Origin of the sequence: Sphingobacterium sp. CZ-UAM, from assembly GCF_002000245.1 — a bacterium.
GTDB lineage: Bacteria > Bacteroidota > Bacteroidia > Sphingobacteriales > Sphingobacteriaceae > Sphingobacterium.
The window spans coordinates 2,130,054-2,142,885 of record NZ_MTCM01000001.1 but is presented as its reverse complement, the minus strand read 5'-3'; the positions used below and the strand labels follow the sequence as shown (position 1 = coordinate 2,142,885).

Genomic DNA, 12,832 nt, shown 5'->3' with positions numbered 1-12,832 from the left:
TTTAATTCATTATCTCCAACCGCCCCCTAAAGAACGGTAGAGATCAACAAATCCATCCAGATGCTGTTGGCGCAGCTCGACCAGATCCAGATCACTATCCAGGGCGTTGCTTTGTGCCGTAATAACTTCCAGATAGGTCGCATAGCCACTTTTAAAGAGTAAGTTTGCATTCTTTACCGCCAGATGGGCGTTATCCACCCGTTTTCTGGCCAGCTCAAGCTGTTCCCGCTGTTTGTCTACCGTTACTACGGCATTGGAGACCTCGGCTACAGCTTCAACCACTTTCTGTTGAAGCTGGATTTCGGCTTTGTCCCGTTCAAGTTTGGCAACTTCATATTGTGTTTTCAATGTTTTGTTCTTGAAAATTGGTGTTGTCAGGTTGCCCGTGATGCCGCCTAATAATGCACCGGGGATGTTAAACCAATTACGGGGAAGCATGGAATTTACACCCAGTACACCACCGATATTGAGGGCGGGGTAGCGCATCGCCTGCTGTATATTGGCGCTGGCGTTGGCGGCCATCAACTGAAACTCGGCGGAGCGGATGTCCGGTCGATTGCGTATGATTTCAATAGGCGAACCGAGCGATATATCCTTACTCTCCGCAAAAAGATGTTCGTACGAAGTGCCTCGTTTAATACTGTCCGGAAGTCTTCCTGTTAGGGTTTGAAGTGCATTCTCTTGAATGACAATCTGTTTTTCCAATTCGGGTACGAGCGAGGCGGCTAATAGGCGCTGGGACTCTGTCTGCTGAATGGCTAGCGCTGTAATTTCACCTGCATTGTATTGCAGCTTAATCATTCTTAATGTGCTATCGTTCAATTGGACATTGCGTTTGGCGACTTCAATTTTCGCATCTAACATCAGCAGATTGAAATAGCCTTTGGCAACAGATGTGATAATATTGGTCTGGATCGCATTTTTGGCTTCCTGAGTATCTAAGTACTCCGCCAGAAGCTGTTCCTGTTTACTGCTAATTTTTTTCCAGATATCGATCTCCCAGCTGAAACTGATGTCAGAGCCAAATTGAGATTGATACACAAACATGTTTTCCGGTGCTTTTGATTCCTTGTGCTCATAGTACTTTGACAATGGACCGCTTCCAAACTCTTTCGATCGCCAGGTACGGTTTCCATTGGCTATGGTCGCACTGACGCTAGGCAGATAATTGGATTTATTTTGTGCCAGGACTCGGTTTGAGATCTGTAGGTTCAGCAGCGCCGTCTTCATTTCAAAATTATTGGCCAGTGCGGAATCAATCAGTACCTTTAGCGTGGGATCATGAAAGAACGATTTCCAGTGAATCAATCCCATACTGGAGGTGTCTCCAAAATAATCTAAGGAGTCACCCCGGAAAGTCGTGGGAAGTTTTAGTTTGGGCTGAACATAATCTTTGCCGATTTTACAGGCATTCATCAAAACCAGTAGCCCCATAGCCACACTTAGTGCTGAAATGTATTTTTTTATGTTCTTCATTCTTCTTCTTTAGCGATTTTATCCTGTAATTTTTCGTCCAGCCCTTTGAAGACAACAAAGAGTACCGGAATAATAAAGATACCAAAGGCAACGCCCAGCAGCATGCCGCCTGCAGCGCTGAAGCTGATGGAATGGTTGCCAATGGCTGAGGGACCAACTGTCCACATCAGTGGAACAAGGCCCGCAACAAAAGCGAGACTTGTCATCAGGATTGGTCTTAACCTGAGCTTTGAACCGCTGATGGCTGCTTCAACAATGGATTTTCCATTCTTGCGTTCCTGTACAGCGAACTCAACGATAAGGATCGCGTTTTTAGCAAGGAGACCGATCAGCATAATCAATCCCACCTGGACATAAATATTGTTCTGTAAACCAACAAGATTGATCACCGAAAAAACACCGATCAGACCCACAGGAATAGATAATAGAACAGCCCAGGGTAGGATGTAACTTTCGTATTGTGCAGCGAGTAAAAAGTATACAAACAGGATACTCAATACAAAGATCAGAATGGTCTGTGATCCGGACTGGCTCTCTTCATAACTCATGCCCGTCCATTCAAAGCCATAGTTTCCGGGGAGCTTTTCATCCGCTAGTTTTTGGATGGCCTGCATAGCATCATCGGTACTATAACCTTCTGCTGGTGTAATATTGACTGAAATGGCATTGTATAAGTTGTAACGGGTAATGGTTTCCGGTCCGACAGTTTTTTCCAGTGTCAAAATAGTATTGATGGGCACCATCTCACCTTTGTTGTTCCGCACAAAAATCGAATTGAAAGATTCAGGATCTTTACGAAAATCGAAATCGGATTGTACGTACACGCGGTATTGGCGGCCAAAACGATTAAAGTCGCTGGCTTGGACCCGCGCAAAATAGGAGCGTATTGTTGACATCAAGTCTTTGATCTCAACACCGAGTGATTTTGCCTTGACGGCATCAATGTTCACTTCGTATTGGGGAAAATTGGATTTAAAACTTGTATAGGCGCTGCGGATTTCCGGACGGGTATTCAGCTGGCTGATGAAAGTATCAGCAATGGTATTAAAGTCCCGCACGTCGCCACCCATGCGATCTTGGAGGACCATCTCAATACCGGCAAAATCACCAAATCCCTGTACCGTAGGTCTTGGAAATACCGTAAATGTGGCCTCATTTATCTGAGCGAGATCATTCCGGATCGTATCCATAAAAGCATTGATATTTTTGATGTGCTTACGCTTGGCATGGGGTTTAAGTGTGATATAGCCTGCTGCAAAGGCAGGGCTTGAACTCCCATCCAATGCATTGAAACCGGAAACCGTGGTCATGCCCTCGATATCTTTTCTTTTTTTTAATAGACTGTCGGTGCTACGGAGTACCTCTGTCGTGCGGCTTAATGAGGCCCCTGGAGGAAGTGCAATGTTATAGGTGATAAAACCGTCATCCTCTGTAGGGATAAAGCTCTTCGGTGTTTTGATCATTAAAATGACGCCGATAGCAGTAATCAGTACCAAGCTTATCCAGGCAATCTTTTTATGATTGATCAATAGTTGGACTACCCTGACATATCGCGCAGTGAGGCGGTCAAAGGAAGTATTGAAGGCTTTAAAGAAACGATCCTTAAATTGCAATATTCTCGATTTGTTTTCTTCTTCTTTTTGATGCTTGGGAGCTTTTAGCAATAACGCACATAACGCAGGACTCAATGTCAACGCGTTCAGTGCTGAAATTAATATTGCTGTTGCCAGGGTGTACGCAAATTGCCGGTAAAAGATCCCGGCTGGACCTTCCATAAAACCTACGGGTAAAAATACCGCGGCCATGACCATGGTAATGGAAAGTATGGCACCGGTAATTTCCGACATAGTGGACAATGTTGCTGCTTTCGGTTTTAACCCCGTACTGTGCATCTTCTCATGAATGGCCTCCACAACAACAATAGCGTCATCGACAACGATACCAATGGCCAATACCAGGGCAAACATAGTCAATACATTGAGCGAGAATCCAAAGAGCTGCAGAAAAAAGAAAGTTCCTATCAAAGAAACGGGGATAGCAATCGCTGGAATCAGCGTCGACCTAAAGTCCTGTAGGAAGATAAAAACAATGATAAAGACTAAAATAAACGCTTCGAAAAGAGTGTGTTCAACCTGATTAATAGATTCATCAATTTGATCACGAACAGAATAGGTAACTTCATAATGCAATCCTTTTGGGAATGTCTTGGCCTGTTCTTCGAGTACTTTTCGGACAGCGATATCAATATCGTGGGCATTGGAACCGCTGGTTTGAGTCAGATTAAGCGTCAGTCCGGGATGACCATTGACCTTATTGTCGCTACTGAGATTTGTAGCACCAAATTCTACACGGGCAACATCTTTGAGGTAGAGCACCGAACCATCATTGTTTGTCTTGATGACGATACTCTGAAATTCTTCGGGTGTAGTAAAACGTCCTTTGTGCCGAATAACTGTTTCAAATGCTTCGTCAGACGTTTCTCCAAATTTACCCGGTGCGATCTCAAAGTTTTGATCTTTGATGGCAGTCATGATATCCTGGGGAACCAGATTATAAAGGGCCAGCTTTTCAGGATTCAGCCAGAGCCGCATGGCATAATCCCTCGCTCCGAGCCGGGATACCTGAGCGACACCGTCTACGCGTAAGAGGGGACGCATCAGATTGATCTGGGCGTATGCCTGTAAAAAGGTTTCATCATAAGCCTTATCTTGATGATCTGAATATAGATTGATGGTCATAATCACCCCTGTTTGGCGAGGCATAACGGTAATCCCAGCTTCGTTTACCTCAGCAGGAATCGAACTGATCGCTTTGGAAATACGGGTCTGCACATTGACCGAAGCAATGTCCGGATTTGTTCCCGTTTTGAAATAGACAGATACTCTGCCCGAGCCGGAGTTGGAAGCAGATGATTTGATATAGGTCATATCTTCGACACCATTGATGGCTTCCTCAATAGGTAATAAAACGCTTTTTGCTACCGTCTCTGCATTTGCTCCAGGGTAACTCAGGGATACGAGAACACTTGGCGGTGCTATTTCCGGAAATCGGGATACAGGGAGCAGCTTTAATCCCACCAAGCCCAATATGACTAAAATAATAGAAATGACCGTGGCTAGAACGGGCCTATTTATAAAGGTTTTTAACATATAATAGAATTTTAGACATGGCTCCGACGGAGCTAAAAAAGCCCCAAAGCAATGTCAAAATGTGCGATAATTATTTCTGTGGAATAGGGGTTACAGCTGAACCGTCAGTTAGCTTGTCAAATCCGCTGGTAATGATACGATCATTTTCTTTGAGACCTGAGTTTACAATATAATTGCCTTTGCTTTTGCCTGAAAGCTGGATATTGCGGCGTTGTGCTTTATTGTTTTGATCCAATATATAGACAAAGGTTTTGTCCTGCAATTCATTGATGGCAATCTGTGGAATCTGTAGTACATCTTTTTTTACTTCAGCAATTTTCAGTGTACCGCTACTCCCAGAACGTAAGATATTGTCTTGGTTTTGGAACGTTGCTCGTAGTGAAATTGCCCCCGTGGTCCGGTTGATCTGCCCATTGACAGCGTCCACAATACCTTTCTTTGCATATTCTTCGCCATCAGCGAGAACCAGTGTGACCTGAGGAAATACCAGTTTTTGATTTTGGTTGTACTTTTTACCTTCAATACTGTCTTTTTTTGCTTGTGCTTTTGAGAAGTAGAGAAAATCAGATTCATTCATTGAGAAATAAACATAGACTTCCTGTATATCGGAAAGATAGGTGAGAGGCTCTTTGTCACCTTTGGAAACTAAATTTCCGATGCGTTTGGGAATACGCCCGATATAACCGCTTACCGGTGCTGTGATGATCGTAAAATCTTTACTGATCTGCGCAGAACGTACGGCGGCAATGGCCTGATCCAGAGTTGCCTTTGCTACCTGATAGTCGGATTTGGCTGAAGCCAGTTTTACATCGGAAATGACGTCATTTTGAACCAAAGGTTTCAAACGGTCTACTTCCAATTGTGCATTTTTAAGTTTTGCCCGCGCAACCTGTTCGGTGGCGACCATGTTGTTTAAATTTTCCTGATAGGTAGAAGGATCGACTTTGAATAACTTCTGTCCTTTTTGTACAAAGGAACCTTCATCAACATAGATTTCGTGCAGTAGACCCTCAACCTGGGGGCGTACTTCCACATTGACTTTCCCTTCGATGGTACCCAGGTAGTCCTTGATTGTAGTGGCATCGGATTTTACAACCGTGTAAACGGGCAGGGCTACTGGTTTTTCATTGGTATTATTTTCTTTGGAAGAACTTGAAGAACAACTTACCTGGGTGGCTAAGACTGAACAAATCAATAAGGATACGCTGAAAATAGATAATGTTTTTTTCTTCACAATGCTTGATTAAATTTTTGATGTATGTGCTTGTAATAATACTATTACAAGTTAAAACGCCAAATCGTTTAATTATTGTACAAATTAACATTTGTTAACGTTTCAATTTATAGTTAATAATGGTTCAGCTAATAATCAAGTATGCCGTGTATTGGTTTTAAGTGACTGGTTTTCAGTTTGTATAAAATCAATCGATACAATCAATGTCTGAGACGAAACATAAAGCTGAAAAGGGTGTTTTCGATGATTTGACTGGAGCAAAATAAGGGGGAAAGATTTAAAAATCATTGCTAATTGGGGTGAAAGAGGATAAGGGCATTTTATTAAATTCAATAAACAGGAGTAGGTAAAATTCAATGAGGGTGGAAGAAATAGGCTTGATAAATATAAATAGACATGCCCCAAAAGTGTTTAAGTCTTGGGGCATGTCTAATATCGCAGCCGTTACTGTAGCTTATTTTTAGCTTTGTAGGGCAATTCTTAAAATTTAAGATGCTTTACGGTCAGGCCATTATTAATAAGTTGTTTCAGTGCATCAATGCCAATACTGATATGCGCTTCTACATATTTCGCCGTAACGGTGACATCACTTACAGATGTTTTTACGCCTTCAGGGACCATAGGTTGGTCGGAAACCAACAGTAGGGCTCCCGTTGGAATCTTGTTGGCAAAACCGACACTGAATATGGTCGCTGTCTCCATATCAACACACATGGCCCGGATTGACTTCAGATACTTTTTGAATGCTTTATCATGTTCCCAAACCCTTCTATTGGTCGTGTAGACTGTCCCTGTCCAATAATCCCGTTGATGGTCGCGTATTGTTGTGGATATAGCCTTCTGCATCGCAAATGCCGGTAGCGAAGGTACTTCCGGTGGAAAGTAATCATTTGATGTTCCTTCGCCACGGATAGCTGCAATCGGGAGGATCAGTTCCCCAATAGGAATCTTTTTCTTAATCCCGCCAGTTTTGCCCAAAAAAAGGACTGCTTTTGGGCTGATTGCAGATAGGAGATCCATCACTGTCGCAGCCATTGGACTGCCCATACCAAAGTTGATAATGGTGATACCGCCGGCAGTCACAGATTGCATTGGTTTATCTTCGCCGTAGATAGGAGCATTGTCATGCATTTCTGAAAATAGGTGAATATATTTTGAGAAATTTGTCAATAAGATATATTCCCCAAACTCTTCCAATGGTCTTCCGGTATAACGTGGAAGCCAGTTGTTCACGATTTCTTCTTTGGTTTTTAAACCTGGTGTTATCGGGCTATTTACTGTATTTTTTGTACTTTTCTTTGTCATAGTCATTTAATTTTAATTTCACGAATCTCTTATCTGTCTGTCAACATTCCATTATGGCTATGTTATTATTGTAATATAAGATTTTTAATTCTTTTTTTATTATGCTTTAAGCGCTTTTATCCGTTAAATTCTTTCCAAAATGTGCTGTTGGATAGTAACCGTCAGGCGACCTAGCGGCAAGGCGGAACAGTCCGAACATAAGGGGTAAAAAAAAATCCCGTTCAGCGAACGGGATTTTTTTAAGCGACTTTGAGCTTTTTCAGATCGGATTTTTCGAATTTTTTCTTCGCATAGTCCAAGGTGATTTCCAAGCTTTTTTGTCCCGTTTGCTCTTTCGTAGACGGCATTTCAAACATGGCGTCCAGCATGATCGCCTCGCATATACTACGTAAGCCCCTTGCTCCAAGTTTAAATTCGTCAGCTTTATCTACAATAAATGTGTATACTTCGGGATCAAATTTCAATTCGACGCCCTCATACTCAAATAATTTTTTGTATTGTTTGACCAACGCATTTTTTGGTTCTGTCAAAATACTTAACAATGTTTCCTTATCCAGTGGATTTAAATAGGTCAGGACTGGAAGACGGCCAATTAACTCTGGAATCAATCCAAAGTTTTTAAGATCCTGAGGTGTGATATACTTGTATAGATTGTTCAAGTCGATTTCCTCTTCGTCTTCATTCATCTTATAACCTACGGTTTGTGTGCGCAGACGGTTTGCAATTTTCTTTTGGATTCCGTCGAATGCACCACCACAGATAAATAGAATGTTGCTGGTATTAACAGCGATCATTTTCTGATCCGGATGCTTACGGCCACCTTGAGGTGGCACGTTGACCACCGTACCTTCTAAAATCTTTAATAACGCCTGTTGAACACCTTCACCTGAGACATCTCGAGTGATAGAAGGATTGTCGCTTTTGCGCGCGATCTTATCAATTTCATCAATATAGATGATACCGCGTTCTGCTGAAGCAACATCATAATCTGCTGCTTGAAGCAGACGTGTTAAAATACTCTCCACGTCTTCTCCCACATATCCGGCCTCGGTCAGTACCGTAGCATCAACGATACAGAAAGGAACGTTCAATATTTTGGCAACAGTTTTTGCTAACAATGTTTTACCGGTACCCGTCTCACCAACGATAATCAAATTGGATTTTTCGATTTCAATTTCATCTTTATCCACTTTTTGATTCAAACGTTTATAGTGATTATAAACGGCTACTGAGATTACTTTCTTCGCATCATCCTGTCCAATTACATACTGATCCAAGTGTGTTTTGATCTCTTGGGGACGTATTAATTTTAATGCGGTCTGTAATGTCTTGCTTTTCCGTTGTTTTAATTCTTCTGCCAAGATTTCTCCTGCCTGTTGGATACATCTATCACAGATGTGCGCTCCATTTCCAGCAATGAGCATCTGAGCTTCATTTTTGCTTATTCCACAAAACGAACAATGAATGTCTCTATCGTTATTCTTCGCCATCGTTATTTAATAATCTCCTTCTTAGGAAGTAAAATCTCGTCAATCATACCAAATTCTTTGGCCTCATTGGCACGCATCCAGTAGTCACGGTCAGAAGATTTTTCTACCCACTCATAGGTTTGTCCGGAGTGTTCTGAAATAATGGTATATAATTCTTCTTTTAATTTCATCATTTCACGTAAGTTGATCTCCATATCTGCCGCAACCCCTTGAGCACCGCCAGATGGTTGGTGAATCATGACCCGTGAGTGACGCAAAGCTGCACGTTTGCCTTTCGCTCCAGCAACAAGTAGGACAGCGCCCATCGAAGCCGCAATTCCGGTACAGATTGTTGCTACGTCAGGGGTGATATACTGCATGGTATCGTAAATACCTAAGCCGGCATATACACTTCCGCCCGGTGAGTTGATGTAAATCTGGATGTCACGCTGAGCGTCAGTGGACTGTAAAAACAACAATTGTGCCTGAATAATATTCGCGACCTGATCATCGATACCACTTCCCAGAAATATAATACGATCCATCATCAAACGTGAAAATACATCCATCTGTGCAACGTTCAATTGACGCTCTTCGACGATGTATGGCGTAAGATTGGTCGGAATACTGGTCTCTGTACGGGCAATGAAACTGTCAACATGCTGACTTCCGATGCGGTGATGCTTTACGGCATATTTTCTGAATTCGTTTTTATCTATATTCATCTTTTTGTTTTTTTCTATTCTGTAGGACTAATATAAAACTATATTTTAAAAATCAGATAAAGAGAAAAGATGTTTTACATCTACTTTACATTTTTTCCATATCGTCGCTTTCAGAAAAAAGCGTTTTCTAATAGGGCTTATACGTTATCCATTTCACTTAGAAGTCCTTAGCCGATTTCGTTATAATTGGGAAGGTCTTCTATAAATTGATACGATTTGTTCTCAAAGTCGATTTTGCAATAATAATGATTTATGCCATTGCTCACGAGCAAGTATGGAATCCGATGCACCGTGTTATAATTGGCAATCTGTTCGAATACTTTTTGTGTGATCTTGATAGTAGGGGCTTTGAATTCGGCCAAAACAACTTTATTCCCCACACTATTATAAATCAGTAAATCACTCCGTCGCTGGAGACTGTTTAGTTTCATTCCACCCTCAATATTCATCAGCGACTTTGGATAATTCTTGACCAATGCCAAATAATTTATCCAATGTTGTCTGACCCATTCCTCCGGAGTCAATACCAGTTCTTTCTTTCGCAACTCATCAAAAATATAAACCGCATTATTCTTTTTGGATATCTTCGCTTTGAAGGGTGGCAAATTGAGTGGTGTCGGTGAAAACATACACAAATATACTAAAAATTTAGCAAAAAAAGGGAGATTCAGACGATTCTCCCCGTTGTTTTTTACTTTTTGAATGGCTTCTTTTAATCAGTCGGTTAGATCTTTTTATTGAAATAGGCCGGATAATAAGTCGGATTCTCCGCACTGGACTGCTAGGGATTTAACAGTAAAATCGTAATTTCGCCTATATGAATATAAACCCGATCTTATCCGATATTAAGAACAGATCTTTTAAGCCTGTGTATTTACTGCAGGGGGAGGAAAGCTATTTTATTGATACCATTGCGGAGGCTCTGGAATCCACAGTGCTTAATGATGCACAGAAAGGCTTTGATCAATCTATTTTTTATGGAAAGGATATCGATATCGCTAACATTGTCAATGCAGCCAAACGCTATCCAATGATGAGTGATTATCAGGTGATTATTGTCAAGGAAGCGCAGGAACTAAAGTGGAAATCGGACACGGAGGAGCTATTGACCAAATACCTTGAACATCTGACACCGACAAGCATTTTGGTTTTTTGCTATAAACACGGGAAATTCGATAAGCGGAAGAAGATTTATAAGGTATTTGAAAAAGCCGGACTGGTAATCGATGCGGCTAAATTATATGATGATAAAGTTGCCCCTTGGATAGGAGGGTATTTAAAAGATGCAGGCTGGCGTATCCATCCGCAGGCGGCAGCGCTGATCGCGGATTATCTTGGGAATGATCTGGCGAAAGTATCCAATGAGCTGGATAAATTGATGCTCAATGTGCCCAAAAGCCAGGAGATCAGTATGGATGATGTCGAACGTAACATCGGTATTTCAAAAGATTTCAATGTATTTGAGCTCAACACAGCTTTGGCCAAACGTAATGCTTTGAAAGCCTATCAGATCGTGGATTATTTTGTGGCGAATCCAAAGAATAATCCGCTGGTGATGGTCGTCGGACAGGTAGCAACCTATTTCACCAAAATACTAAAATACCATTACCTTATTGATAAATCCGTTGCTGCAAAAGAATTGGGAGTGCATCCGTTTTTCCTAAAAGAGTATGAACTGGCGGCCCGAAATTACAACCGTCGGAAAACCTTTGATGTTTTGAATGTCCTTAAGGAGACGGATCTAAAGTCAAAGGGAGTCAATGTACCAAGTAATTTCAATAGTGAAGAGATCCTTAAGGAGATGGTCTATAGGATTTTAAATTAAATGTTAGAAAGTCACTAAAGACTATGGTGTGTACAAAAAGTTCACTATTCTTTGTGGAATTTTTGCCTGCAAACCACGTTTATTCATTAGTGCGACATAGGTGCGGTAATCTTTTTCGGCTTTTTTGTAAGAAGATTGCCCTTTTTTGAAAAATACATCACCACGGTTTAAATAGGCAACCTCACGCTCGGGAAAACGCTCAATTATTTTATCTAAAAAAACTTGTGCTGCATCAAGCTGATTTGCCTGCTCCAGAAAATAACCGATCTCATTGGCCGCAAGGACATTTTTACCATAAATAGGGTTTGCATTGTCAGGCTGTCCTTCGTCCAGACCCGCTTCCATGAAATACTTAGCGTCGTCTTTGCTAAAAACTTTAGATAGCAAGAATAGGCTGTTGTCAGGTATTTCTTTTAATGAGCGAAGCAGTCTGCCGTAGTCCCCAGGCTTGTAGCTCAGACTGATCTCCTGACTGCTGATCACCGTGGAATCGTAGGGTAGTGACTCTGCATCGTAGTCGTCCAGGTACACCTCGGTGTTTTTAGAATAAGTTCTGTACTCGCTGTGATTTTCACCTTCATCACCTGAGCCAGACCGATGTATTTCTACCAATTGCCAGCGTTTTAAAGCCGGTCGATAGACAAAATAATAACCCTCACTTTGACCAAAATCGTTCGGTCCCCAGGAAATTGATATGTTCACCGTATCGCTACTGGCACTTACACTATAATCACGCATATTATTGCATGACGCACAATAGAAAGCGTTATCATTATGAAAAGACAGCTGATAGTCATTCCCTTTTCGCGCATAAAAGGCCAATCCGACTTTAGTGTAACCTGGGCCGTCAAAGCTCTTATAAAATTCATGCTTGAAATTAAGTGTATCCGCTTTTTCGTAAACAACAAACACTCCAGCAGGCGTTTTACTCGTGTTTATTTGGCGTAACTGTACTGTATCTGTATTAAAATGTTTTGTGAAATTGTCTGCTGAAAGAATATCTAGTATTTGTATGTGTCTGGGTTGAGCTGCCGAAAGCAACGAAAGGCCCATAAATAGGATAAAGAAATAAGTTTTCAATGGCAATACTTTTAAAGTTTAATATTGACTCAACTGTATACAATTGTTGTTCCAATCTTTTGATAAGCTGAATCGGCACATCGAATAAAAGCTATTATAATCTACATCAGTCAAAAAAGATTAAAAAATATTTTGTAGTTAAATAACTACATGTATATTTGTAGTCAAGTAGCTACATGAAAATCCAAAAGAATAGGCAAAAATAGAATAGCAATGAATCAAGGAGTCAAAACAGTGCTTTATCCCGTGAAGGACATGGCACAATCGAAAGCATTATTCACAAAATTATTGGCTATGGAGCCGTATGTGGATAGTCCGTATTATATCGGCTTTAAGGTCGATAATCAGGATATCGGTCTGGTGCCGAATAATCCGGAAGAGGGTTTAACTGCTTTTTTTCATGTGGATAATATTAATAGCAGTCTGGAGGTTCTTGTCGATGCGGGAGCCAAAATAATACGGGATATAATTGATGTCGGTGGCGGAAAATTGGTAGCGAGTGTGAAAGACAGCAACAACAATATTATTGGTCTTATTCAAATCTGAATAAGGCAATACACCACCAATCG

Annotated in this window: 10 protein-coding genes; 2 read left to right on the top strand and 8 right to left on the bottom strand. The window is 41.3% G+C overall.

Annotated elements, in window-relative coordinates; all coding sequences use genetic code 11:
* Window positions 1-9 precede the first annotated feature (9 nt).
* The 7 genes from BWD42_RS09090 to BWD42_RS09060 form a co-directional block, all read right to left on the bottom strand.
* On the bottom strand, window positions 10-1,476 hold the full coding sequence (locus tag BWD42_RS09090; protein WP_077435200.1) for an efflux transporter outer membrane subunit: 1,467 nt from the start codon (window positions 1,474-1,476) through the stop codon (window positions 10-12).
* The gene (locus BWD42_RS09085) at window positions 1,473-4,625 is read right to left on the bottom strand and encodes an efflux RND transporter permease subunit (RefSeq protein WP_077435198.1); all 3,153 of its coding nucleotides are present in this window, start codon (window positions 4,623-4,625) and stop codon (window positions 1,473-1,475) included. The genes BWD42_RS09090 and BWD42_RS09085 overlap by 4 nt, the downstream gene beginning before the upstream one ends.
* 70 nt (window positions 4,626-4,695) lie before the next feature.
* A complete protein-coding gene (locus BWD42_RS09080) occupies window positions 4,696-5,859 on the bottom strand; it encodes an efflux RND transporter periplasmic adaptor subunit (protein ID WP_254846199.1) in 1,164 nt (387 codons plus the stop codon).
* Window positions 5,860-6,339: 480 nt separating this feature from the next.
* Window positions 6,340-7,164, bottom strand: coding sequence for an AMP nucleosidase (locus BWD42_RS09075; RefSeq protein ID WP_077435194.1), 825 nt, complete (start codon window positions 7,162-7,164; stop codon window positions 6,340-6,342).
* 239 nt (window positions 7,165-7,403) lie between these two features.
* The gene (clpX, locus tag BWD42_RS09070) at window positions 7,404-8,654 is read right to left on the bottom strand and encodes an ATP-dependent Clp protease ATP-binding subunit ClpX (protein WP_077435192.1); all 1,251 of its coding nucleotides are present in this window, start codon (window positions 8,652-8,654) and stop codon (window positions 7,404-7,406) included.
* Between the two features lie 2 nt (window positions 8,655-8,656).
* Entirely contained in the window at window positions 8,657-9,358 is a 702-nt protein-coding gene (gene clpP, locus BWD42_RS09065) for an ATP-dependent Clp endopeptidase proteolytic subunit ClpP (RefSeq protein ID WP_077435190.1), read from the bottom strand.
* A gap of 167 nt (window positions 9,359-9,525) precedes the next feature.
* On the bottom strand, window positions 9,526-9,987 hold the full coding sequence (locus BWD42_RS09060) for a type I restriction enzyme HsdR N-terminal domain-containing protein (protein ID WP_077435188.1): 462 nt from the start codon (window positions 9,985-9,987) through the stop codon (window positions 9,526-9,528).
* Between the two features lie 188 nt (window positions 9,988-10,175).
* Between BWD42_RS09060 and holA the strand changes: the two genes are divergently transcribed.
* Window positions 10,176-11,183 (top strand): DNA polymerase III subunit delta, encoded by a 1,008-nt coding sequence (gene holA / locus BWD42_RS09055; RefSeq protein ID WP_077435186.1) that lies wholly within the window; start codon window positions 10,176-10,178, stop codon window positions 11,181-11,183.
* Between the two features lie 21 nt (window positions 11,184-11,204).
* Here holA and BWD42_RS09050 read toward each other — a convergent pair whose 3' ends face one another.
* Entirely contained in the window at window positions 11,205-12,263 is a 1,059-nt protein-coding gene (locus tag BWD42_RS09050; RefSeq protein WP_139351079.1) for a tetratricopeptide repeat protein, read from the bottom strand.
* A 213-nt stretch (window positions 12,264-12,476) separates the two neighbouring features.
* Here BWD42_RS09050 and BWD42_RS09045 point away from each other — a divergent pair, with 213 nt between their 5' ends.
* The gene (locus tag BWD42_RS09045; protein ID WP_077435182.1) at window positions 12,477-12,809 is read left to right on the top strand and encodes a VOC family protein; all 333 of its coding nucleotides are present in this window, start codon (window positions 12,477-12,479) and stop codon (window positions 12,807-12,809) included.
* Window positions 12,810-12,832 lie beyond the last annotated feature (23 nt).